Origin of the sequence: Peribacillus sp. FSL K6-1552 (genome assembly GCF_038005205.1) — a bacterium.
In the GTDB taxonomy this organism is placed as follows: Bacteria; Bacillota; Bacilli; order Bacillales; family DSM-1321; genus Peribacillus; species Peribacillus butanolivorans.
Genome location: NZ_JBBOST010000001.1, coordinates 2,377,087 through 2,402,287, shown reverse-complemented (window position 1 = coordinate 2,402,287; position 25,201 = coordinate 2,377,087). Strand labels below are relative to the sequence as shown.

The 25,201-nt window shown below is 35.7% G+C and carries 22 protein-coding genes, 2 pseudogenes and 1 other annotated feature (1 of these 25 cut by a window edge); of the genes and pseudogenes, 3 read left to right on the top strand and 21 right to left on the bottom strand.

Going from position 1 to position 25,201, the window contains the following annotated elements; all coding sequences use genetic code 11:
• Positions 1–61: a binding site (T-box leader), on the bottom strand (it extends 165 nt beyond the left edge of the window).
• Positions 62–462: 401 nt separating this feature from the next.
• Complete coding sequence (locus NST21_RS11730) at positions 463–1,689, bottom strand: MFS transporter (RefSeq protein ID WP_340889251.1); 1,227 nt, start codon at positions 1,687–1,689, stop codon at positions 463–465.
• Between the two features lie 228 nt (positions 1,690–1,917).
• Here NST21_RS11730 and NST21_RS11725 point away from each other — a divergent pair, with 228 nt between their 5' ends.
• Positions 1,918–2,769 (top strand): LysR family transcriptional regulator, encoded by an 852-nt coding sequence (locus tag NST21_RS11725; protein ID WP_340889249.1) that lies wholly within the window; start codon positions 1,918–1,920, stop codon positions 2,767–2,769.
• 194 nt (positions 2,770–2,963) lie between these two features.
• On the opposite strand, the pseudogene NST21_RS11720 reads toward NST21_RS11725, so the two are convergent.
• From NST21_RS11720 to NST21_RS11650, 15 genes and pseudogenes are all read right to left on the bottom strand, one after another.
• Positions 2,964–3,185 (bottom strand): annotated as a pseudogene (locus NST21_RS11720) (heterodisulfide reductase-related iron-sulfur binding cluster); the annotation flags it as partial.
• A complete protein-coding gene (locus tag NST21_RS11715; protein WP_340889248.1) occupies positions 3,164–3,319 on the bottom strand; it encodes a hypothetical protein in 156 nt (51 codons plus the stop codon). The gene NST21_RS11715 and the pseudogene NST21_RS11720, both read right to left, overlap by 22 nt.
• A 257-nt stretch (positions 3,320–3,576) precedes the next feature.
• Positions 3,577–4,101, bottom strand: coding sequence for a gamma carbonic anhydrase family protein (locus NST21_RS11710; RefSeq protein WP_340889247.1), 525 nt, complete (start codon positions 4,099–4,101; stop codon positions 3,577–3,579).
• A 41-nt stretch (positions 4,102–4,142) separates the two neighbouring features.
• Positions 4,143–5,315, bottom strand: a complete 1,173-nt coding sequence (locus tag NST21_RS11705; protein WP_242489107.1) for a CaiB/BaiF CoA transferase family protein — start codon at positions 5,313–5,315, stop codon at positions 4,143–4,145.
• A gap of 67 nt (positions 5,316–5,382) precedes the next feature.
• Positions 5,383–6,351, bottom strand: a complete 969-nt coding sequence (locus tag NST21_RS11700; protein WP_340889246.1) for an aminopeptidase — start codon at positions 6,349–6,351, stop codon at positions 5,383–5,385.
• 38 nt (positions 6,352–6,389) lie between these two features.
• Positions 6,390–7,154 (bottom strand): enoyl-CoA hydratase/isomerase family protein, encoded by a 765-nt coding sequence (locus NST21_RS11695; RefSeq protein ID WP_340889245.1) that lies wholly within the window; start codon positions 7,152–7,154, stop codon positions 6,390–6,392.
• A gap of 16 nt (positions 7,155–7,170) precedes the next feature.
• Positions 7,171–8,292, bottom strand: coding sequence for a 2-keto-3-deoxygluconate permease (locus tag NST21_RS11690; protein ID WP_340889244.1), 1,122 nt, complete (start codon positions 8,290–8,292; stop codon positions 7,171–7,173).
• Positions 8,293–8,506: 214 nt separating this feature from the next.
• Positions 8,507–9,817: an MFS transporter gene (locus NST21_RS11685; protein ID WP_340889243.1), complete on the bottom strand. Its 1,311-nt coding sequence runs from the start codon at positions 9,815–9,817 to the stop codon at positions 8,507–8,509.
• A gap of 551 nt (positions 9,818–10,368) precedes the next feature.
• Positions 10,369–11,349 carry an aminopeptidase gene (locus NST21_RS11680; protein WP_340889242.1) on the bottom strand — a complete coding sequence of 327 codons (981 nt, stop codon included), beginning with the start codon at positions 11,347–11,349 and terminating at the stop codon, positions 10,369–10,371.
• Between the two features lie 251 nt (positions 11,350–11,600).
• Positions 11,601–13,385, bottom strand: a complete 1,785-nt coding sequence (locus tag NST21_RS11675) for a sigma-54 interaction domain-containing protein (RefSeq protein ID WP_340889240.1) — start codon at positions 13,383–13,385, stop codon at positions 11,601–11,603.
• Positions 13,386–14,263: 878 nt separating this feature from the next.
• A complete protein-coding gene (gene truA / locus NST21_RS11670; RefSeq protein WP_056523007.1) occupies positions 14,264–15,001 on the bottom strand; it encodes a tRNA pseudouridine(38-40) synthase TruA in 738 nt (245 codons plus the stop codon).
• A gap of 930 nt (positions 15,002–15,931) precedes the next feature.
• A pseudogene (locus tag NST21_RS11665) lies at positions 15,932–16,243 on the bottom strand (IS3 family transposase); the annotation flags it as partial.
• Positions 16,244–16,580: 337 nt separating this feature from the next.
• The gene (locus NST21_RS11660) at positions 16,581–17,117 is read right to left on the bottom strand and encodes an ECF transporter S component (protein ID WP_057217127.1); all 537 of its coding nucleotides are present in this window, start codon (positions 17,115–17,117) and stop codon (positions 16,581–16,583) included.
• A gap of 539 nt (positions 17,118–17,656) precedes the next feature.
• Complete coding sequence (locus NST21_RS11655; protein ID WP_340889238.1) at positions 17,657–18,670, bottom strand: hypothetical protein; 1,014 nt, start codon at positions 18,668–18,670, stop codon at positions 17,657–17,659.
• A gap of 388 nt (positions 18,671–19,058) precedes the next feature.
• On the bottom strand, positions 19,059–19,226 hold the full coding sequence (locus NST21_RS11650; protein WP_340889236.1) for a hypothetical protein: 168 nt from the start codon (positions 19,224–19,226) through the stop codon (positions 19,059–19,061).
• Positions 19,227–19,565: 339 nt separating this feature from the next.
• On the opposite strand from NST21_RS11650, the gene NST21_RS11645 reads away from it, so the two are divergent.
• Positions 19,566–20,702, top strand: coding sequence for a site-2 protease family protein (locus tag NST21_RS11645; RefSeq protein ID WP_340889235.1), 1,137 nt, complete (start codon positions 19,566–19,568; stop codon positions 20,700–20,702).
• A gap of 130 nt (positions 20,703–20,832) precedes the next feature.
• On the opposite strand, the gene NST21_RS11640 is transcribed toward NST21_RS11645, so the two are convergent.
• On the bottom strand, positions 20,833–20,940 hold the full coding sequence (locus NST21_RS11640) for a Mur ligase family protein (protein WP_340892512.1): 108 nt from the start codon (positions 20,938–20,940) through the stop codon (positions 20,833–20,835).
• Positions 20,941–21,237: 297 nt separating this feature from the next.
• Between NST21_RS11640 and NST21_RS11635 the strand changes: the two genes are divergently transcribed.
• The gene (locus NST21_RS11635; protein ID WP_340889234.1) at positions 21,238–21,441 is read left to right on the top strand and encodes a hypothetical protein; all 204 of its coding nucleotides are present in this window, start codon (positions 21,238–21,240) and stop codon (positions 21,439–21,441) included.
• Between the two features lie 237 nt (positions 21,442–21,678).
• Here the strand turns inward: NST21_RS11635 and NST21_RS11630 are convergent, their stop codons facing one another.
• The 4 genes from NST21_RS11630 to NST21_RS11615 form a co-directional block, all read right to left on the bottom strand.
• The gene (locus NST21_RS11630) at positions 21,679–21,897 is read right to left on the bottom strand and encodes a helix-turn-helix domain-containing protein (RefSeq protein ID WP_004434885.1); all 219 of its coding nucleotides are present in this window, start codon (positions 21,895–21,897) and stop codon (positions 21,679–21,681) included.
• Positions 21,898–21,907: 10 nt separating this feature from the next.
• Positions 21,908–22,387, bottom strand: coding sequence for a DUF2975 domain-containing protein (locus NST21_RS11625; protein WP_340889233.1), 480 nt, complete (start codon positions 22,385–22,387; stop codon positions 21,908–21,910).
• A 35-nt stretch (positions 22,388–22,422) separates the two neighbouring features.
• Positions 22,423–22,908: a DUF2975 domain-containing protein gene (locus NST21_RS11620; RefSeq protein ID WP_340889232.1), complete on the bottom strand. Its 486-nt coding sequence runs from the start codon at positions 22,906–22,908 to the stop codon at positions 22,423–22,425.
• A gap of 395 nt (positions 22,909–23,303) precedes the next feature.
• The gene (locus NST21_RS11615) at positions 23,304–25,100 is read right to left on the bottom strand and encodes a DUF4041 domain-containing protein (RefSeq protein WP_340889231.1); all 1,797 of its coding nucleotides are present in this window, start codon (positions 25,098–25,100) and stop codon (positions 23,304–23,306) included.
• Positions 25,101–25,201: the final 101 nt, after the last annotated feature.

The window sequence follows — 25,201 nt, the reverse complement described above, 5'->3', positions numbered from 1 at the left end:
AACCACTGATTCTCTATTAACAGGGAGACCGGCTTAATAATGTTCTTTTCTTCGCTCATTAAATATTTTGAATAATAAACGAAATTATAGTATGATAACATCCGATGGTCAAGCCCTTTTTTCAGAATTTAATATTATTTAACCCCAATTACTCCTCTCAACTCTTTATATACACCACATTCCGAGACATTTCCAAAATTCAAAAATTTATTTTAAAGGTGTACAAATTGTATACTATGTAGCACTAGTATTTGCTTAAGATTCTCATTTCCTGGCGTTAACTTTAAAGAAAAAAGATCAACAGATTGAAGAAGAACAAGTCACATTATAAGAAATAAACCGCTTAATTTTTGGGCAAATAGAAAGAGCATGTTTTGAAAGAAGATTATTCAAAACATCTCTTAACATATTCAATTAAATGATTCTTTTATAAAAAGTTTAATTATTTTCTACCTGTGTCGCTCAAAAATCGCACTTTTGCGTTGACCCCTTTGACCATTCTATTTTTATTTTTGCTCTGTATAAATTAATCGCTCCTAAAGCTACAGCGATTCCAACAAGATATAATGCTAGCTGATAACTATTCAATATATTTACGACTAAACCGAATAAAGAAGGTGCTATAACAATAAATAATTGATTTAATGTCAAAGCTGAACTCACCGTTAAGCCTATATAACGGGGATCCGATTGCTCTGTGACACAAGCAATAAAAATTGAATACCAACCAATTGCTACAAACCCTAATAGAAAACAGAATAGCAGCATCAATATTTTTATTTCTACATGAATGATTAGTGGCAACATCAATGTAAGAATTACTGTAAAAACCATCACAATAAGCAATAATCTTTCTCTATTATGCTCAAAGAATTGATCACTCATCCATGCGATGACTACCCGCCCAATCATTCCACCTATTAAAACAAGGCTTAAATATTTCCCTGCCTCTGTTAGGGAATAGCTACCTTCTTGATGAAAATAACTCATAAAATGTGCAATGATAACCATTTGTAATGACATCATCACAACACCTACAATGTACATCGGATATAATTCTTTATTATTTTTGATAGCATTCATTTTCTCCTTAAAGGACACCGATTTCGATTCTGTAGGACTAGTACTTTCTGGCTCATGATAAAATAATAAAAAGAGTAGACCTCCTATAATTGCTACAACTCCTTGTACAACATGCGCGACTGACAAATTGAAATGATAAAATGTATAGGTTAACATTACAGAGGCTAAAGCCCCTCCTATTGGTATACCGGTCTGTCTTATTCCTAAAGCTAGACCTCTATGTTTGTTGGGAAACCATTTTACGATAGCAGTACTACCACCAGTTTGAGCACTGCCGTACCATATCCCAACCAATAATAATAAAAGCAGCAATACAATATAATTGTTAACAAAAACGAGTGTTAATGCTGAGAGCCCTAATAAAATTGTCCCCCATCCAATAATTTGTTTTTCCCCTTTTTTATCCATTAGGTAACCAAACACTAACATTGAAAACATCGGACCAATATTTACAGCTGAAACAATAAAGCCTGTTTGCAGTGGTGTTAAGTTCCATTCAATTTGATAGAATGTAGCGATAGGTCCCATGCCATATGTCACAAATGTTGCTGCAGTTTGTGATAGTGTAGCCACTAATACGATTAACCATTTATAATATGTATTCATTAATGCCCCTCCAATATTTTGCTATTACATATGTATTCAATCAGTAAAATTCGGCTATGGATATTTATTATAGAGTGAATAGTCTCGTAATCTATTATTAGCTTGTAGCATCATCTCGACTCCTTATTTATTAAGCTAACTAGAGTTTACTCTCCTTACTGAGAAGCGTAAAATGGAGGAAAATGATAGGATCCATAAATTTTTTTTATAGGGTGTGTGACAAACAAAATGAACATCGAAGAAATTGCATTAAAAATTGAAATATTAAATCGACAAAATTTAAGTAAATCCGCAGAAATCACAAACTATACTCAATCCGCACTTACTGCTAAAGTGAAAAAAATGGAGTCAGAAATTGGAAAACCCGTTTTTAAACGAACACCCCAAGGATTGAAAATTACTAGCGTAGGTACCCAGTATCAAAACTATCTTCAACTTATTACTCAAGAGTACGAAGAATTTTTACAATCCATTGGTGCCTATCAGCTTAACTCTAAAGTGAACTTTGGCACATCACATACAACCTTAAAAATCTACGGAGCCCCCCTCGCCAATATGTTGAATACGAAAGACATTCAATTGGATGTAGACTTCGCAGTAGATTCTAGTAATGAAATAAATCAAAAAGTACACAATTCCGAATTGGATTGTGCACTAATTAGTGAACCTATTAAAAAATACCCCGATTTAGCATACTATATTGTTGCCACTGAAACATTTGAGATTATTTCAAGTAATGATCATATAATCAATTTCGATCAGAAAACACCTATTACATTGCTCGTTTTGAGTAAAGGTTGTATGTATACAAGAGCTGTAGTTGATTGGCTTATGGATAATCAACTACAATATAATTTAAAGGAAATAAAATCTATTAGTAGTATTCAAGATTTTTTACAAATCAGTAATACCATTGCTGTATTAAATACTAAGCTTATTGACTTATACAACTATACAAACATTCACTATTACAATTTAAACTTTGACAATGTCCTTAATACCGTTTTCATTTATAAGAAGAACGAAAGTAAGCAGAACAATATTTTACAATTAAAAAATGTACTTGAGACGATTTGTTAATTTTACTATTAATAATAGAATGTAAAAAGTTTAATAGGAATATCGCATAAAAAAAATCCAGTTTGAACAAAGAGTTTTCAAACTGGATAGGATGCAATGGAATTCATTCTCTGCTGATTTCCATTGATCATATACTTGATTAAATTCTTCCATAACAGTGATTAATCGACCAATTAAAGTACAGATTAAATTTCCTATTTAGATACTGCTCCTGCTTCAATTAGTAATTCTACGAGATGTAGAGCCCTTATACTTTCTTCTAGACCTTCCCTTTTTATACCCAATTTCATTTGTAACAAGCAACCGGGATCTGTCGTTACGATAATAGAGGCTTTAGTATCCTTTGCTTTTTCCATCTTCAAATCTAAAATATCCATGGATTCTTCGTAATTAACTAAATTGTAAATTCCTGCTGATCTATTTTATTCTTCACCTGAATCACCATATAAGGGAGGAACGTACCAAAAGAAGCATCGTAACTATAACTATGTCTATCAGATAAACTCGTAAAAATTTGGTTAGAAGGAATGTTTTCCTTTACTTCATTCAATTTTAACTGGCTCCTTCGATTAACCAATATTTGTAGATACAAATTTCTTTTCTAAATATTCTTTTTTTCCTAACTTTTAATCGTTTTACTTTTTCTACAAATTTGTTGGTTAATTCGGCGGCAACTTCATGATGAACATAGAATATATTCCTACAGACGCAGGTTTGTAAAACATTATTGACGCCTACTCACTTGCAAAATCCTAAATAATTCTTCCCATTTTTGTCCTCTACTATTGAGTCTTAAGCTTTCGTAACTCAAATTTCATCCCCTCCCTTGTAATAATCACGTTTCCAAAGTTCAATATATTCAATCGCATTATGAACATTTTCATTCTTATCTTCTTCCGTTAGCTCCCTAACCACTTTAGCAGGAATTCCTATAGCTAGTGCTCCTTCTGGAATAATCCTGCCTGGGGGTACAACTGCTCCAGCTCCTACTTGTGCTCCCTTTCTAACGGTAGCCCCATCTAGAATTTTCGCTCCAATGCCGATCAAAGCCCCATCCTCAATTTTACAGGCATGTAGGATAGCACCGTGTCCAACAGTTACCATTTTCCCTATATGTAAAGGGAAATCGGGTGTAACATGACAGATACAACCATCTTGTATATTGCTTCCTTCCCCTATTTCAATAAAATTTTTATCATCTCCCCTTAACACGGCTTGTGGCCAGACGCTCACATCTTTTGCAATCCTAACATCTCCAATAATTTGCGCTGACTCATGTATAAAGGTTTCAGAATTAATGGATGGAACTCTTCCTCTTAAACGATGAATCACCAACACCATCCCCCTATCACTCTCGTAATTAATATTAGGTGTTATATATTTAACTCTTTATAAGATTGGTCAGATTTTTCTAATCCTAATTCTTTTAAAATTTCCTCTGTATGTTGCCCTAGCAATGGAGCTGCATTTCTTATTTGACCGGGATTTTTTGATAATTTGATAGGAATACCTAAAGCCTTAATTTTCCCAGCAATAGGGTGTTCTAACTCTTCAACCATTCTCCTGGAAATGGTATGTGAATCAGTTAATGATTCTGGATAAGAATTAATTGGGCCGGCAGGTATCCCTACCTCTTCAAACTTCTCCAGCCAATAACTTCTTGGGCGTTTACTTGTTTTTTCTTCAATTAATTGTATGAAAACCTTTAAATGCTTGATCCGTGAAGGATCATCGACAAATCTTTCGTCATTTAGAAATTCGGGTCTTCCTATGATATGACAAAATACAGGCCAATGATGTGGCGTATCTGCTCCTACAGTGAAATAGCCATCACTCGCTTGAAAGGCTTGATAAGGTGCCGATAATCGGTGTCCGCTCCCCGTAGGCTCTGGTGTTTCACCATTCACCCAATATTGCGTGCTTTCCCAAACAGATAAAGCAAGACCGGTATCAAATAAAGAAGCATCTATAAATTGACCTTCATTTGATTGAACACGTGCATACAAAGCAGATAATATTCCATAGGCAGCGAACAGTGCAACACCCAAATCTGTGATAGGCAACCCACACTTTACTGGGTTTCCGCCTCGTTCTCCGGTCACACTCATGATTCCCGTCATTCCCTGCGCAATTAAGTCATAGCCCCCGCGAGATGAATAAGGACCATATTGACCAAAACCGGAAATAGAGCAATAAACTAAACGAGGATTAATCTTGTTTAGGGTGTCATAGTCTACACCCAATCGCTTAACTACACCGGGACGATAATTCTCAACTAGTACATCTGCTGTTTCAATCAATTTATAAAATATTTTCTTGTCTTCATCATCTTTCAAATTCAGCGTCATGCTTCGCTTATTTCGATTAATTGCCATAAAAGCAGCACTTTCTCCATCGATGTGAGGTGGCCACCTTCTAGTATTCTCACCAGTGGGTGGTTCAATTTTTATTACATCAGCTCCCATATCGGCTAGTAACATACTGCAATAAGGGCCTGCCATTACCTGACTGAGATCTACGATACGGATACCATTCAAAGCACTCATCAAATCAATCCCTTCTATTATTTACTAAATATTTATTAATCTATCAACACAGTATCCTCCATAAAACTCATAAATAAAGTTCATTGTTACGAAGAATAGTTACACCGTCTATTTCCACCATAGCGTCTTTAACAACCATATCGTAATGACCTTTTGCCTTAATTACACCACCAATATAAGCATTTGTACCTAAAGCAACGTGAATGGTGCCAAACACCCCTTCGTCACTTAACATACTATTTTCTAACTCACATTCCGGGTTCATACCAATTCCAAATTCACCTGCATAATAGATGTTCCCATCTTCATCATTTCGTTCAATTAATATTTTTCTAAACAAATCTGCCTCCTTTCCCCCTGTAATGGAAACAGCCTTCCCAGCCTTAAACTCAACAACCACAGGAGTATCTATAAGTCCAACTCCTGGTATACTTCCATCTACCACTAAGACCCCTTCTGCAGATCCTTCAACAGGTGCTATACTGGATTCAATGCAGTGCACAGCAGATATATCCTTGGTATTTGCAAAACCTGTCAATGCTCGCCCTTCCCTTCCTTTAATGGATAGTCGTAAATCCGTTCCTTGAGTTGTCGTTACCCTAACTACATCACCCTTGGTTAATAAATTTGCTACTTGTTCCACTTGGGGTCTAAGTGAAATAAAATCAGCTTGTAAGCCTTTACTCAACAAAATGTTTTCATGGGATTCTGGCAAGACTAAAACTCTAGCACCAGCCGCTTGTGCCTCATGACGAGCATTTGTGTGTGCGATGTTATAAGTAGTTGGAGCAATCACAACATCTACTTCTTTCATAGCTGCGGCAACTGGATCGGGTAGAGCATCACCATGCCCCTTTCTTGGTGGCATGGACATCGTGATCGGTTCAGCACCTAAAGAGGAGGTTACATCTGCCAATGTTTTAGCAATACTTTCTGTTTGAAAATCAGTTAAGATCAACACTTTCTCGCCTTCTACAACTCCTGCCAAAACTTTTATCAACGCATAGGCTCCTGGATACATCATAACTTCATTCATAACTTGTGAATCCTCCTCTTGGTCTATAAATCTCTTTATCATCTTCCTTGGAAAATTGGTATTTGTTTATTAAAAAAAGATTCAATGGCATGTTTATGATCTTGCGTATCCTGGCAAGTAATAAAAGCATCTAACTCAAACGCCATGGCTTCCTGCCAATTTACATCCATTGTTTTTTGAATTGTTTCTTTAGCATTCCTGACTGCAATTGGTGCACGTGAGGCAATCATTTTTGCCCAATCTAAAGCTTCATTCATTAATGTATTATGAGGAACAACTTTGCTAGCCAAACCACGTTGAAGTGCTTCATTAGCTAATACGGTTTTCCCGGTTAATATGACTTCCTTTGCGTAAGCTTCTCCCATCAACCTTACAAGTCGGGTAGGTCCGACAACTAATCCTACTTTAACTCCTGCTGCACACAGCTTTGCTCGATCGGACATAATTCGAATATCACATGCTAGGATCAGTTCAAATCCCCCACCAAAAGCATATCCATTAACAGCAGCAATCACTGGTTGTGGCATTTCATTAACAACATCATAAATGCGGCAATCTTCTTTGAGAAAGTAGCGTACAGTCTCAGGGGTCAATTCACCTTCTTCATTTAAATCAGCACCTGCACAGAATGCCCGGTCACCGTCTCCTGTCAAAATAATGACTCGAACATCAGTACGGGACTTTAGATTTTCCATATACGGCACAAATTCTTCACGAAATTCCTTCGTCAAAATATTCATTGGTGGGTTATTTATCGTTATGGTGCAAATCTGATTTTCAATATTGGGCTTTATCCACTTCATTCGTCCCCTCACCTTTCTAAATTTGCTGATCCACTTCTACCGGCACCTCACTTCGGTTAGAGGAATCTTCTAATCGACCGTCAATCCCTTTGCTTCTTTGGTATTTATCCCAAAAAATCACAGCAATTGGACAAAGGATGGAAGTAGTAATAGTAGAAATAGAAATTTGAATTGTAGCTAGATTAGCTATTTGTTGAAAACTTTGTGCCTCGTCTAACGACATAAGTCCTGCTCCTGCAGCAACAGAAGCAGCAGCTGCTATGGCTGCTGGTGTTCCCACTGCATTCCCTGCTGTTGATGCTTCGGCAACGGGACCAATTGTACTTTTCTCACCAAATATACGATAAACAAGGATTCCTGTTAGAGCGGTAAAAATGACGGTTGCAAAACCTAGGACAAGACCGCCCCAAACAGCTTCAGCATTAAAGAAACTCATAAAGTTCATTCCTGCTCCTAGACAAAAAGCAAAAAAGGGAACAAGTAACGTTTCACCTGGCTTTAGAAATTCCCTAATGTCCTCATCCAAATTTCCTAATAACATCCCTAATGCAATTGGTAACAATACCGCGATAAATGCAATAGCAGGGAAGTTAATTCCTACTATTCCCAATGCCATCATGGTAAAGAATGGACCATCATTTAAGGTCAATACAGAAATTGCTCCTACATCTGAACGGTTACCATATTGTCCGGTGAGAACGGCATACATTCCTTCATTACCATTTGTCATTGCAGCAATTATGGCCAGAGTGGATAAGCCAAGCAACCCGTTCATAGGATCAAAAAAGAAACCGAACAGAAGTCCAATTGTAATTCCAGTCATACACTTACTAGAAGTTAATAGAATCCCTTTTTTTAAGGCTTTTCCACCCACTCGTAAATTCATCTGGCTACCTGCGCAGAACAAGAATAAACCAATAAGCGTCAATGTCCCGTTTTTAAAGAGAGCTTCCGAAAACCCTCCAATTCTCATAAACTCATAAATGCCTTCTTCAACAGGCGTTACACCTAGTGTTTTTAGAAATCCCATTACAAATGGAATATGAAGCTGATCAATCGTATTAAAGAGTGCTCCTATAATGAGTGGGATTACCATAAGACCACCCGGTACCTTTTCAATCCTTCTCATTATTTTCATAAAATCATTCACTCCTTAAAGGATTTTTACAAAAAAGATTACGTATTTAAAAGCTAGTGTAGTAGTTATATATGTTCCAGAGTAGGGAAATCAGGGTAATCAACAACCATATTGAAAATCTGATACCAGGAACCTGGAGTGTAGTTACAATTCTATTTAGTAAATTTTTCCGTTGTTATATCACCTTTTTTGATTTACATTCTATGAATGGTTCCTATTTATTATCTGATGGAACTAATGGTCGATCTGGCTTGATAAAAAACCATAATAAAGCTGCAAATACAACAGGAATAATGTTGATTAAAAGAGTAGTATTCCAACCCATTTCTTGTGCAAACCATCCACAAATAATTGGAGAAGTGGTTCCCCCAATCGCTCCCCACGTATTCATCCAACCACTGACGGAACCTGAGTATTCCTGACCCAAGTCATTCGCAATAGCCCATGAAGCAATAATAGGAAGTCCTAGTGCACCGAGTGCTACTGTCAACCAGACAACGTTTAACCAAGGACTACTCGTGTAGGCAGTAAGATACAGTCCTGTAATGAAAAAGACGAACCCGACTATGGCCATTACTCCACGTGCAATCATACGAGAGTTTGTTTTTTGCAGAATTTTGTCTGAAACAGCACCACCGATTAGAACAGAGAGACAGATTGCTAACCAAGGAAAACTTGCAACGAAACCCATTTCTTTTAAGGAAAAATCACGGGCCTCCATCAAATAAGTAGGCAACCATGTTAGAAAGAAAGTGAACATATAAATCACAACAAGGTATTGTACCCCTACTACCCAAAATCTGTAATTTTTTAAATACTGATTCCAAGGAGCCCTTTTTTTCTGACTGTTGGAAATACTTCGGTTTTCAAGAATAAGCAGTTTTTCACTTTCGGTAATCCAAGGGTGCTCTTCCGGCTTATTTCGTCCAACGAAATACCAAAGCAATGCAACTGCAATGCCTAATAGACCAAAAATATAAAATACCGCTTTCCATCCAAACCATGCCATAATGGCTACTGATATCCCAGGTGCAATAACCGGACCGAAGAATGAACCGGCCAATAACGCACTAGAAGCACGTCCTTTTTCATGCTTTTGAAACCAGTAAGAGTTGAAAACTGCATTCCCAGGATACATGGGTCCTTCACCCGCACCAAAGAAAAATCTGACGATGCACAATACAACATAGTTGGAAGTTGCAGCTGTTAATGCTGTAAATAGCGACCACCATCCAACGGCAATAGTAACGATATTCCTTGCTCCAAACCTTTCAGCTAGCATACCTCCTGGAATTTGCGCAAAACAATACCCTAAATAAAAAAGTGAAGATAATAATCCAAATTCAACTTTATTCAATCCTAAATCTTCCATCATAGGTACAGCCACAATAGATATATTAGAACGATCCATATAAGCAATAAATCCTATGATGAAAAAAATAAAAGCAAGGCCCCAACGCAACCCTATTTTCTTTTCTTTTGCCGGTAACGTATCTAATGGTTTTTCAGCAGCTAATTTGCCCATCATACCCTCTCCCTTTGAATAATTCGTAGAATACCAAATCATTTTTTAGTCATATCAAAAACTATTTATTCTTATTCTTTTCTACTAGCCTAACCCATAAATGATAGAAACGGCGTAGATAATTCTCTGCACATAGCTCCATTAAATCTTGACGGCGTTTTTCATCTACTGCTTGTTCTTTATTACCTATTTCTAGATAAGCTAATGTTTCCTTATGATCCTGGCGTGTTCACATTAGACAACCAATACTATAGACTCTGAGGGTTAATGGGGAAAAAATCTTTAGAAAAGACCTTACCTTCAATTGATAATTAGAGCTTGATTTTTCTTACGTTAATTATTGGGAAATTGATACTGTGCCAAAAAACGCTTTAAGAAACCGCTTTCAATTGATTGCTTGATGATTTGGATTTTGAATTTTAGAAATAATCTTCCTGCTCCTATTTATCCAGAGTAAACCGTGGAAGCACAACTACAGCTATCCTGTTAACTGAAAAGATACTTGCAAATGACTCAACTATTGAATTTAAATCGACCACCAGAATCCCTTCTTAATCTAAGAAAATCTCTCCATCCTTCATAAGAATCTTTCCATCTACTTCTATTACAGGGTTTCTCATTACAAGATCGCAATGACCGGGTGCACGAATACTGCTTCCAAAAGTAATACCATTTCCAATCCCAATATGCATCGTCCCAAACTCTGCTTCATCCTCTAATTGACCCCCTCTGCCTATTTTCGCCTTAGGGTTCATGCCAATTCCCATTTCAACAGCACAATAGATATTTGGATGATTATAACTTTTTAGTGTTTGCTCTAGCATTTTTGCGTCTTCACCACCTTCAATCAAAACAATTTTTCCTTCTTTAAACATAATTTTAATAGGTTCATGGCAAGCTCTTCCCGGAACCACAGCACCGTCTACATACATTATTCCTTCTGTCGTACCTTCCACCGGAGCCACCGCTGATTCAATGCAAGGTGGAGGTGATATGCTTCCTGGGTCATGACAAATACCCGTTTGTGGAACAGCCTGTCGACCTGAGATTTTCATGGTAAGTCTCGTTCCCAACTCTGAGGAAATGCTTAAAAAATTTCCAGCATCCAAAATTGCTGATAATTTGTCAATTTTCTTTTTCTGAGCAAAAAAATCAATGTCTAATGAACCGTCCAAAAAAACCTCTTCGTTTGCATCTGGCATAAATATTAGCCTCGCACCGGCGTCACTAGCAGCTTTTCTTGCATTAGAATGATTAATAGAAAAAGTTGTTGGGGCAACAATTGCATCAGCTGCTTTCATAGCTTCTGCGATAATTCTTGGAGGCTCTTCACCATGTCTTGTTGTTGGACTCATAATAGTCATAACTACTTCTGCATCCAAACCTTTGCCTACAATAGAAAACATCTCTCCAATTTCAATTGTGTTGGTATCGGTTAAAATAAGAAGGTTTTCACCTGGTTTAATATTTAAGCATGTCTTTAATATTGTCTGTACAGACTTCATCATAAACATTTTGCGTATTGTATTCATAAACCAACCTCACTTTATTTTTTTGTCTTCGAACAATTATTAATGCAAGTTCCATGCCAAGTTATTAGAGATATCCAATAAATAAACAATCCCTTATTTTTTCTAAACTAATTTAGGTTTACATTTCAGAAAATAATCCTTACATGATACTTTCATTTCGCAAAATGCAAATTTAAAAAAGTAGGTTTAGTCCTAATAAATATTAAAAAGGACTAACCTACTACCGTTTTTAATCATTCGCAAAATGCGAACTACATTTGCATTTTGCGAATGATTTCGAACTTATTGATTTTCCTATAAAGAGTTGCAACGTTTATTCCTAATTCCCTTGCAGCCTCCTTCTTTCCATTCAATGTATCACCGTGTTTTTTTAACGATTTTAAAATCATTTTTTCTTCCATATCCGCTAAGGTCAATTCTTGGTTTAAAACACTTTGATTAGTTTTTGTCTTAACCCTAGTGGGTAGATTCTCTGATGTAATCCAAAAAGATTTTGCCATATTAATAGCGTACTCCACGGTATTTTGTAGCTCTCTTATATTTCCTGGCCAGTCATAAGAACAGAGACATGCTTCGGCTTCGGGAGTAAAACCCCTTACTTGCTTTCCTGTAATATTCACATAATGATCAACAAAATGGCTAAGAAGGACGGATACATCTCCCACTCTTTCTCTCAATGGAGGAATGTGAATAGGAATAACATTTAAACGATAAAATAAATCCTCTCTAAACTCTCCATCCTTCACCATTTGTTCTAAGTTTTTATTGGTTGCTGCTAGCACCCGTACATCAATATCTAGAGAAGAATTGGAACCTAACCTTTCAACCCTTCTTTCTTCTAATACCCGTAAAATTTTTACTTGTAGATGGAGAGGCATGTCACCGATTTCATCCAGAAAAATAGTTCCGCCATTGGCCATCTCAAACTTTCCAGGCTTTCCTTTTTTCCTCGCCCCAGTAAATGCTCCTTCGCTATATCCAAATAATTCGCTCTCTAGTAGGTGTTCTGGAATTGCAGCACAATTTATCGCCCTAAAGGGTTTGTTTACTCTTAGACTTTCTTGATGCACTGCCCTTGCGAAAAGTTCTTTACCAGTCCCACTTTCACCTAAAAATATTATGGTGGAGTCAGAGGTTGCGATTTGTTTCGCTATATCTTTCACTTGTAGAATCGCTTTACTTTTCCCTACGATAATGTCAAAGGTTGAATCATCTACCTCTGACGTAATCGAATATGCTAATTTTTGCACATCTTTTAAATCCTTAAATGAAATGGCCACTCCTATAATACGATCATCATGAACAAGTGGAATAACACTACCAATGACCTGAATCTTTTTTTTATGTATTTGAAGTGAAAATTCAATGTCTGAATATCCTTTCGCTGTTGATAAAACTTTCGTAATTGGCAAATCAGGGATGATATCAGATACATTAAGAGTTAGGATTTCATTTCTTTTCATTTTCAGTGTCTTTTCTGCAGCACGATTTATCTCTAAAATATACCCATTTTGATCTACTGCGATGATCCCTTCATACATCGATTGCATAGCAATTTGAAGCATTTGAAACATATGTAAATACTTTCCCAACAACGTTTTTGCATTTATTTTACTGCTAATTAAGTCAGCCATTTTCCCAAGGTAATTCGATAAAACAAGGTGCCTTTCTTTAAACTCTGCCTTCTGTTCTTCAGAAAATGCGGTTAAACTAATCACCCCTACGTTTTTCCCTTCATGTTTCAGAGGAAAGGACACATCTGCTTTTTCGGGGCAGTTTCCATGGAGAATGCAGCTTTTACAAACATCATGAAAACCTGGTTCAAAGTTATAAACATGCTTCCCTGTTTTTATCACTTCTTTTATAATATGTCCTCGAACCGGCTCACCCACAACAGCATGATGACCACCACCTGTAGCAGCAACCACCACTTTATTCTGATCATAAACAATGACTTCCAAATCTAATACTGACTTAATTGCTTCTGCTACCAAATTCACTTCTTCTTGCACTTCAAAAAGGATCGATTTCTCCATCTTCCTCCCCCTATTTAGTAAGACATAGATCCTTAATATTTTTTGCTATATATAATTCTTCTGCTTGTTAAAAGGAAAACCTTCTTTTTATATAATGAGTTTATAAGAATAATGCGCTATATTGTGCTTTCGAACTCTTAATTAAAGGAGGAGTCAATTGGCCAATACCCATCTTCTTCGATACCAATAAAATATTATGGTGCTCATAATAAACAACTTCACGTTTTTACTTTAGTCTACGTTAGGTACATGTAATATCTAATGCTCTTTTATAAAAAGCGGACAGGTCCTAAAATACCCCTACACCTTGCGCAACAACAAATTTAAAGCTAGATAGATAGTCGGACTCGAGTAAAAAAGAATTGGGTTACCTTCCGGGGAAATTTTAAATGAAACTATAGGAGAATAATGAAAAAAATACATACTTTTGATCTTATCATCATTTGTATTAATTGTTTTTTTGATTGTGTTTGTCATTTTTAAGAAAGATAGTACTCAAAGAATTATTGTAAATGGTATCGAGAATTCCAAACCAGTTTCTGGTCTAGTGGACAAACACAATCTAGATGGACAAGTGTTTTCCAAGCGGATGCCACGAACCAATTTCAATAAAAAATACCACTTAATTAAAAGTGGTATTTTCCTTATAAAACCTTATATAACAAGGGTTTGTACAGTAAGATGACCTGTGAGGGATTCGAACCCATGACACCTACACTGTCAAGTTTCCATTAAGTCCAATAAATCAAGATTGTAATGTTTATTATTGCGACACACTCCACAAGTCCAGAGTGTATGTGACAACACAGGGGATATTGGTGAAGACTTACTACATCAATCCAGTTACATATTGCATAGGCGGTGCATCTATATTTGGTCTAAAAATCAACCTTTACCAAGTACAACCCAGCTGCCTCCGCCATACGACCCGTTTGGATTCTTTCTTTTGACTCTAAAATACTTGGTATATTTTCAGCATCTATTTCACCCAACCCAACTTCTATCAACGTTCCGACAATCTTTCTAACCATATTATAAAGAAATCCATCACCTCGCACTGTAATTTGGATGAAGCCGGCATTTTCTTCTATATCAATAGAATATATTTCACGCACCATGGATTTTTTCTTAGACTTTGCATTTGAAAAAGCAGTAAAATCATGTTCACCTATAAAATATTGACATGCTCTTTTCATTCTTGTGATATTTAGCTTTTTCTCAACATGCATACTGTACTTTCGCATGAAAGGATTTGTATATTGCTCGTTCCAGATCTTATATAAATAGGTTTTATCCTTAGCATTATAACGGGCATGAAAACGTTCAGGTACTAGCATAACCTCCACAATGCTGATATCTTGGGGTAAATATCTATTCAAATAATTCATGATTTCAGATTCAGTCATATTTTCACCAATCTTAAAATTGGCGATTTGAGCAAGAGCATGTACACCGGCATCCGTTCTGCTGCATCCGATGATTTCAATTTTTTCCCCTACCATTTCCGTTAATACATTTTCTATTTTTCCTTGAATCGTATCATCACTATTACCGAGTCGTTGCCAGCCCTTATAGCGCCCGCCATCATATTGAATTGTCAATTTATAATTGTTCATTTCTTCCTCCTTATTTTATTACCTTATAGTCTTCTAAACAGAAAATTCTTGATAAAATACAAGCCCCCCATACAACTCCTGCTGTATGAGGGAACATATCAGTTTTTCTTAAAAACACAACAAATTGTTAAGGTGTTATTGGTCTTTGTATTATATTGTAATGTGTTTTTGTACAACCAAAAAATATTTCTCCGAAGTTCCCCGATTCCCACCGTTCGAATTAAAATAAAGATTTTCGACTGAATCCCTATTTTGCTCCTTTTTTATTTCAAAAGACTTTTTTTGAGAGAGGAGAGAAAGAAAAGATAGGAATGGCAAGGGATTGACATAAAAAAGATCCCAAAATCGGAAATGTCTATTTTCACGAAATTAGAGTTAAAATCGGAAGCGGTTATTATTGGGTTACACTTTTAAAACTAACTTTGACACACACTCCACATGTGCGAAGTGTATGTGGTGATGCATGGGGTGTTTCTTTTTATAAAGCTGTATCCCTTTATTCCCCTATAAATCGGTTGAACTGAACTTCGTTACTTCTTTCACTAGTCTAGGCGAATGTAATAACAGGATAAAATGCTCCACATTTCCAGGTTTCTTTTGGGAGCACCACACTGCTTACAAGGACTTTAATAAATGATTTATGAAGATCAAACATATAATTTATGCCATTCCATAATAAATCCTAGCACTCAAAGTGAAAAGTACTTCTGCATAGTGTACCAAAGAGGCTGACGTCATGCAACGAACGAGACATTCAAAAGATTTTAAGATGCCTCACGAGCAAATTAATAATCAAAGTGAGTGGCCTACTTTGTCTATCAACAGAATGTGCATTAAAAAACTATTTTTTGTTTGTTATTCATAAAAGCTATAGAAGCAAGAGAACTTGATGAACGCCTACAAGAAATTGAAAAACATATAATGCTAAAATAGTTGTACTTCAGCTTCTAATCTAGCATTTTTCTCTTCCAATGTTTTTTCTTTTTTACGAGATCTTCCTGAATGGTTTATTCGTGAATCACTCAATCCCAAAACACCCGATTTTTTATAAGCAGTACGCCTTCTATAGGCTGCTTTTTTAACCCTGTCAACACCAATGATTTCAATATCAAATCCATACTCTTCAAAAAAAAGATGTGGTAGCTTTCCTTTTTCACTTTCAGCGATAAATTTTCTTATAAACTCATCTGTATATGTAATTGACTTTGAAATAACAGATTTAACACAAGGATTATTCGATAAGTTATTTCTTTTTCAGTAAAGTGTTTTTCATTTAAAACTCCCCAATTCGATTTTTAACTCATAATACAAAATAGTACCCTATAGAGTAGTCCTTTTTTCAAAGTATCTACTCTATAGGGTACTTTTTACAATACTGAATTCATTTAATCGCCGCTTAATTAGCAGGGTGTCTTTTATTAAACTGTCCGAAATTTAGGGCGTAGTTCTTCATCTAAAGGGTACTATCATATAGCTGAACAACAGGTAAAGAAAATAGAGAAAAATAATTAATAATTAGGAAAAAATGAATCAGTTTGATCCACGGCTGAAAGACCAAAAGAAGAAACCAAAATATGTTTCACTCATATACCTGTCCAGCTCTTTTCTTTAGACGTCCTGCCAGTGGTACTACAATTATACCGGCTAATACGACCTGCATAACGTTTCCGGGGATGGAGCCGAATGGCTGTATCCAGTTACCGTAAAGGATAACTTCGACAAAATAGTAGCCCACGATTTTTATAATCAGTGCAACGGCAACTGCCAGTGTGTATACAAGTTCTCTTTTGCCGGGTACCTTTTCGGATATGAGGCCGGCTAAAAAGCCCATTGTACCTACGATGATGAATGTAAACGGTGCCCATGCTGCCCAACCAGAGATAAGATCGAAGAAGCCCATTCCTAAGGCGCCTGCTATGGCTCCTGTTTTTTTGCCATAAACCAACGCTGCTATAAAAAGAGGAACGTTACCCAGATGGATTAGGCCTCCGTTACCCATTATCGGGAGCTTTATGTTGATGAACATTGTGGCTACAAGAGTAAGTGCGATGAAAAGTGCATTGATGACTAAGGCTTTTGTTTTAGTTGTTTCTGTCGGTGAGTATGTTGAATTCATATGATAACCTCTCTCTTTTTTTAAAATATTATCATACTCCTAATCAGATTTGTTGAATTATTTTAAATACACACCTTATTTGAAAATAGTTTTGCAGACCCATACTATTTAACACACCCTTACATGGAGGTTTTTTAATGTTAGTCAGAAAAGTAGGTAAAGTATGGTGTATTAAAATTAAGGGATAAAATGGAGATGTCAAAAAAAGAAAAAGTCCAAACCCTTGAATAGGATTTGAGCCTTTGGCAGTTGATGACCTGTGAGGGACTTGAACCCCCGACCCAAACCCTGTCAAAACTATTTCACTCTTTTTCTCTAGTTCTTTATCATTCCAATGAATACGGATACGTATGGGTTTATTACACTTTTCATCAGTAAAATTACCCTCTGATACTTTCCGATTATTTGGAATCCGCCACCATTTAGCCCATTTATATTAACTGCTGAAATAGTGAATGTTGAAATCATGTTTTACTAACTCGAAATGTGAATTGACACAAAAAAAGCCAGCATCCGCTGACTCATTAACCCTTATGAAATTAAATATCGTAAATTGAATCAAAACCCATACCATAGAATAATTCTTTATTTTCTACTCTCAATTCTGCTAAGGTTTTGTTTTTTTCTTTCACAATGCAATATTCATAGGCATTTATTTTACCGCCTGTTACAAATTGGCTCGCCCACTCATTTAAGGAGATAATTTTTCCATTGAATTCTACGTTGTTCCCACCGTAAATTTTCGCCTTCGATTCTTCTTCTTTGTTTCTATAAAAGCAATCGTCCCCTTCAGACACCAGACCAACCTCTACCATGTGGCTTAGTTTTGGGAATTTCATTCTTGAGCCACCACTTTTTCGCTTCCTAGTCGTTGGTCGTTTATTTTCACTTTTTATAATTTCTGAAAAATAATCGTCATCTGAACCCAACGGCAATAATTTCTTGATTTCCAACAAATATTCATTACCCGTCTCTCTTTCAATCAATTGTGGAGCGATTTCAAAACATGAAATATCAACACCCTTTGTCAGCAACCATGCAGAAGCGGATAAGACACTAGGTTCAAAACTTGAGGCAACTAGAATAATTCTTTGGTCCGCATTGAAATCATTAAATGTTCCATGCTCCTTCAAAAAGGTATAAATATCTGTTATACCCTGTTCAACAGCTTTTTCTTCCTCCACACCCATATATCGTATAAGATACTCGGCATGGACTTTCTCCACTAATTCTTCTATGCTATTGATTTTCGCAAAAGACGCAGCATATCTTATAGCTTGAGATTCGAAATTATCTCTTCTAATTTTCATGTCGTCTGCATCGCGTTTGATTTCAATAATTACAACATTGCCGTTGCTATCTACACCAACTAAATCCGTCCGTTTGTTGGAATTATCCCGGACTTGTTTCCCTATAATTTTTAATTCATAATCTTCTTCCTGAGTTAATATTTCAATATTCTCTTGCAGGAATTCTTCCAAAGCGTTTTCAACAAGCCCCAAGCTTTTGTATGTTACCTTTGCTATTCCACATTCGTTTTTCTTGATTTTCATTTTACTTGATTCATTTTCTTCTACTTTGATTTGAATTAACATGCAACATCATCCCCCGACTGAATATGAACACAATAAATGAACAGGTATTTAATTACTTTAAAACGATAAACATGGATAAAACAATCCATCTTGAACTATTTTAATCCCAATTATAGATGTGGCGAAGCGCTCCTCAGTATGTTTGAAAGGCAAATATGCGGTTGTAATATGACGTAAAAGCTTTCCGTTGGGTATCCCGTCTGCCCCGGCTACGATTTACTCTCGTAGTGTCTCCCGTTAAAAGGGAACTATAGAATTTACTTATATATTTACTGAAAGAAAATATAATCGTTTCGGCGGTTCGTACATATCCCAATTAAATTTATATGAGTTATTAAAAATAAGTTCAATATCTTTTCCAATCTTGGTATGCTGTCCTATACATTCTAGCAGGTTCCACAGCATAGCCTTTGTATGTTGGAAAGTCTTCTCCAGCAGTAGAATCTATAACTCCACTAAACAATACCAGGACTGTATTACTTTTTCTCACCATTTTTCGCATTGCTAACCTCATTTTTTTCAGCCTCTTTTACTCTCCGTCCTTCTAATATACTTTCTATAGCACTTCTTTTGCAGGGACTAATTTTCCATAGTCTTCTGAATCATCAACAGCTTCTTTATCAAAAATCATGTTCATTACCTCTATCTAGTATTTCTGTGATAGGTGCACTCTATCTTAATTATAAAAAAATGTAATACTTGAAAGTTAATATTCTAGAAAAATATTCCTAAAAGGAAAAGAAAAAATACGATATAATAAGGATATTAGCAAGCTGATAAATCAAGAAGGAGCTCAGATAGACATAGTGTCACTGGGGTCATCTGTTTTCCCATTTACTCTAGGAGGTATATTTTGAAAGAATCTAAATCGAATAAAGGATGGTTAAGTTTGGGGGCAATCGGGTTATTTTTCCTAGGAAAAATGAAATGGTTGTTTGCGCTATTGAAAATAGCAAAAGTAGGTTCTCTGATTTCTATTTTCGTTTCATTAGGAGCGTATGCCTTGGTTTACGGTTGGAAATTTGCCGTAGCCCTAGTCTATCTAATTTACATCCATGAAATGGGGCATTTACTTGCTGCTAAGAGAAAAGGCATCAAAACATCCAATGCCATTTTCATCCCTTTTGTCGGAGCGTTAATTGCCCTCAAAGAAGAACCCAAGAATGCTAACCAAGAAGCTTATCTTGCCTTCGGAGGTCCTTTATTAGGTACATTAGCATTTCTACCAGCCATCCCCCTATTTATGATGACGGAAAATCCATTTTGGCTTTTAGTTATTACACTTGGAGCCATGATTAACCTATTTAATCTAATGCCTGTGCATCCTCTTGATGGAGGGCGTATAGTGGGAGTCATCTCAACAAAGCTTTGGGTATTAGGGATTATCGGAATGGTTGTATATTTGTTTCTCCATCCAAATCCATTTTTAATTCTTTTCTTATTATTGGGTATTTCTAAGTGGTGGAAAGAATTCCGTAGCGAGACAACCAGAAATCAAAGAGACAACATCATTGAATTGAATCAATTTGGTTTAAGGCAACTAGAACAATATGCAGGTGCAACAGATGAAGAAAAAATTCGCCTGGTTAATATTTGGAATATGGAATTAAGCCAACTACATGAAAAGTTTAACAACATGAAGAGTTGGCATATCCCGCTATTTGATGATAATAAGCTAAAAGAAAAACAGCTGACTGAGGTAAAATTAAATATTTATAGGTCCTTAATGGATGCTGCTAATTCGAATGAATACCAGTACGGACCGACCGATTTTGAAAATATAGGCACGTATGAACGAATAGTAGCAACGTTCTTTAAAGAAGTGCAAGAACAAACTGAAATTAGGGATAAAGAGAAATCCTATTACTCATCGAGTCTCAAAACAAAAGTCATCTGGTTCTCATTATACATTGGGCTTGCCATTTTCTTAATGCTAACAAGCTTATATGCAGGTGATTTAATGGAACAATATAAAACTTTCTTACCGTAATACATTATGAAAGAGGACCTCATTTATGAGTGTCCCCTTTGATGATAATTTACGAAAATGTTCAAAACTTGGGTCATCTGCATTTAGGACAGCATATTCTTCATCTTTAGATTTAAATGTAATTCCGAGCCTAGAGAATAAAAGCCCTTATATTCCTATATTGTTCAATTATGCCATGATAATCCATGCGGTCTTGAGTAAGGTTTGTAAATAAAGCTGTTCTAAAGTTACACCCCATTACACGCTTCATGTCTTCTTAATTTGATTTGCTTTTTCGAAAAGGTTTATTAATTGCATTTTATATTCTGAAACCAAAGCGTATTTTTTCATGTTATCCTTTTTGTTAACTATAAAGCCGAATTTCCTGCTGGGGAGCTTTCGATTATTATCCGCCACCCTGCGCGCAATGCCTTTGCCCAATTGTTAAGTTAAAGGTGTCGATTTATTTTTCGACATTTTCTTTTCTTAAAAGGAAGGAATCAATACTTAGATTAGCGAATATAGGTATTTAAGTTTATTAGATGGGGTGATTCAAGTGAGTATTAACATGGCAGAACACAAACTTGTCAAAGGAATAGCGATTTCAATCATCTCTACCCGTTTAGAAAAAAGCTTGGATGAAGTAGATAACTTATTTGGTGTTATACTCGATACAGAACCGGCAGAAGTATTGGCAGCAAAAGCTAAACAGTTAGCCTCTGCTACAACTGTAGAACAATGCATTGATATTTTTATATAGAAGATTGAAACATAAAAGGCATAACAAAAAAAGGTACTCACCATTGTTGTAACGGGTTCCCTTTTGAGGTGCAAACATTGCAAATCACATCATGTTTTTTGTCACTAATATCAATGAAATTCTCAATGGAATTCTCTGAGTAAATAACATCAATAAACGCAAAGAAGGGATAGCTTAATGGCTATCCCTTAAATTCTCTATCGACTCCCGTTAGTTAAATAAATTTGTTGTCTGTTTTTATTGAGTGTCCTCATCGCTTTTGTACTCCAAAATATCACCCGGCTGACAATCCAAAGTCTTACATATCGCTTCTAATGTTGAAAAACGAACCGCTTTTGCTTTCCCATTTTTCAGAATGGAAAGATTCGCCATAGTAATTCCAACCCTCTCAGAAAGCTCCGTTACGCTCATTTTTCGTTTTGCTAACATCACATCAATATTAATAATAATTGCCATATCCTCCCCCTCAGACCGTCAAATCATTTTCTGATTTTATGTTAATCGCTTCTTGTAGAAGCCGTTGGAGGATAGCAGCAAAAACGGCGATAACCAACGAAGCAAAAATGATGATGAGTCCCATTAATACAATAGGAGGGTCAACTTTCTTCGCTATAAAATGAAAGAGTGGCAAACCTAATACATACAAACCACTGATTGTAATCGCACAGCACTTTATGTTCTTTAACGCCTTTACAGATAATTCCGAGAACGCTGTGTTCTCGTCAATGTACAGTAAAAGATTGAAAGCCTGATAGAGAGCAAAGTAAAAAGGCACAGCCGCTCCATACATCACGATGAAAACGAGATATTTCATTGGGGCAATATTTGGATACAATTTTGCTGCGAAATTCGCCATATGAGGCACTAAAAATATGCACAATGCAAGAACTGGGATTCCTATAAAAATAACAGCTAGCTTTAAAAAGAGTGTCGTAACTTGTTTCATAAAAAGTACCTCGTTAATTAAATTTTCTCAAACCGTTAATCATTTTTTGACTTAATATCTGGGACATTTTTTAATGGCTTTTGAAGTGCATCCACAATGGCTGCGATGATACTTGTTGCTAAAATACCCATTAGACTTAGTGATATAGGACCTGCTGGGTCGTCTCCTGTGATTTTAGAAAGCACCTTTAAGCTTACTATTCCTAACAGAATGAGGAAAATGACTGTAAAAGCACATTTTTTTATTACCTTCAAAGATTTAAGGGATAATTCAGAGAAAGCATTGTTTTTTTCGATATAGGTTAGTAGTTTAAATGCTTGATACAACGCAACAGAAAACGTAATACAGAATCCATATGTACATACTAAAAAGGGGATTAGGAAATAAGCCGTATCTGGATGTACCTTTGCATCTTTAATGGCTATCTCAGGCAACCAATAGATACATAAAGCAAGCATCGCAATTCCAATCAGAAAAATAATTACCTTTAAGAAAGTGGTTGAACCTTGTTTAACATTCATTTAAAGCACCTCACTGATTTAATAATAAAATGACTTTAACACACAATTTATTGTTTTACAATAAACTAATATCGTTTTTAATTATATTATTATTGTTATTATTATATCCTTTTAATTTTAACAAAAATAAAAAGCATTTCTCATTACAAAGAAATGCTCTTATTTTAAAATGTTAAATTTACAACTTGTTAAACAAAACTTCTCAATAGTTTAATAAAGTAAATCAACAACGAAAGATAACAGAACCTACTTAAAATAAATAATATCCTTCATCGTAAATTGTTTATCGGCAATTCCCAATCTTTGAGCTGGTGTAGCCTCACTTTATCCCATGAATTGTATAGCAAACAGAAGTTGTAGAAAGTACGAAGGATGGTTAAAGCATATTGGGCATATTAGCTTACCTTCGTTGTTTTACTTTTACTCTTGTTACCTGATTTATCTTGAGCGTATACCTTTATAGTAGAACCCTTCTTTTGTGCCTTGATTTTCACTTTATAATTTCCTCGGCTATCTACTACACCTTGTCCGATTTTCTTGCTTCCATTGTAAATATATATGGATGCGCCTTTTTCACTCTTCCCAGTAACGGTTACAGTCTTGCTCGTTATTTTATTAACGGTTGGGACAGGTGGAGCTGTTTTATCAATGACCTTAACGGCTCTGCTGGAGCTCTTATTTCCTGAAGCATCTTTCGCATAAATAACAATGGATGTGCCAGCTTTTTGCTTCGAAATCTTCATGGTATACGAACCGCTTTTTGCTGTTGTTTCCCCGATTTTCCTGCTACCTACCATGGCATATACGTTTGCATTGGTTCTTCGATGATGAAATGCTCTATGTAAAGAAGCTTCCAATGCTGGAGCATCTTCGGAAAAAATCATTGCATGAACATCAAAATGAAACGGAACTGACGCCCCACCGAGTTCTCTTACGCGGTCCATAGGCTCTAAACGTCTTGTCATTCCGATTTTATATACACTTTCACCAAAACAGCCGATATTTGATATTACATATACATATCCCGCTTTAGTATTTTTAACCCGATAATCTACTTGTTCTTTCTGGTCTCTAATTTCCTCTAATCTATCTTGATACTGGAGCATTTCTTGTTCACTTATTTGTGAAGAAAGTTTTGATATAACATTGAGTAAGTGTTGTTCTTCTTTCTTAATTTTATTCAATTCTTCCTCAAGTTCCTTTTGTGCCCTTCTTTCCTCTCTGATTAATTCGTTAATTCTTCTCTGTTCTTCTTTTTCTTCTTGTTTTTTCTCTGCGTACTCATAAACCAAAAATAGTTCTTCTAATTTTAACTTTAAGAATTCTTCAGTGATTGAAAATGAATTGTACTTATTTAAACGATTAATATCATAAAAAGAAGAACGTATCTTTTTCTCAGCAACCTCAACGTTATTAAATTTCACTTTACTAATAGCTGCATCACACTCGCTATTAAAAGATCTGATAGCTAATTTAATTTGTAATTTGCTCTGAGCACTACCTTGGACCACGTTTCCTTCTTGTAGTGAGATAATATCGTATTCAGTTGCCCGCTTCTCTCTTACCAATTGTTTTTGCTTACCTCTAACAATGTTCAAGTATTCTAAATACTCTTCGGAATTTTCCAGAAAAAATTTATTATCATAAAAGCCAAATGATTGAAGTAATAATTCATCCTCTAAATTAATCTTTTTCTTTTCGAGAATTGATATTTGCTGTTTTATTTCTCCGAGTTTTTTCTCTCGATTTTCAACTTCATTTTCTCTATGTAGTAATTCTTCTTCTTTTTCTCTTATTTTAGGAATCATCCTAATACATTGAGTAAGGTCAATTAAGCTAATTTCTCTTTGTTTTTTAACAAATAGTTCCTCAATCTTTTTCTCTTGTTCAATTAGATCGTTTTTCTGATTGAGCAATTCTTCCTCTTTTGCCTTTATCCTTGAATTGAACGCCTCCATTTGTTGTTTTTTCTTATTAAGATTGTCTTCCCAAAGAAGTAATTCTTCTTCTTTCTCTCTAATCTTTGAGACTAGCCTAATCGTCTGAGTCAAATCTGTCAGACTAACTTCTTTTTGTTTACGCTGAATTAACTGCTCAATTTCTACTTCTCGTTTGCTGATTACATTTTCCCAAAGTTGTAATTCTTCCTCTTTCTCTCTTATCTTCGATACCAGCCTAATCGTCTGAGACAAATCTATCAGACTGGCTTCTTTTTGCTTACGTTGAATTAACTGCTCAATTTCTACTTCTCGCGTATTAAGCCCATTAAATTATGGACCGAGAGGATTTCCCT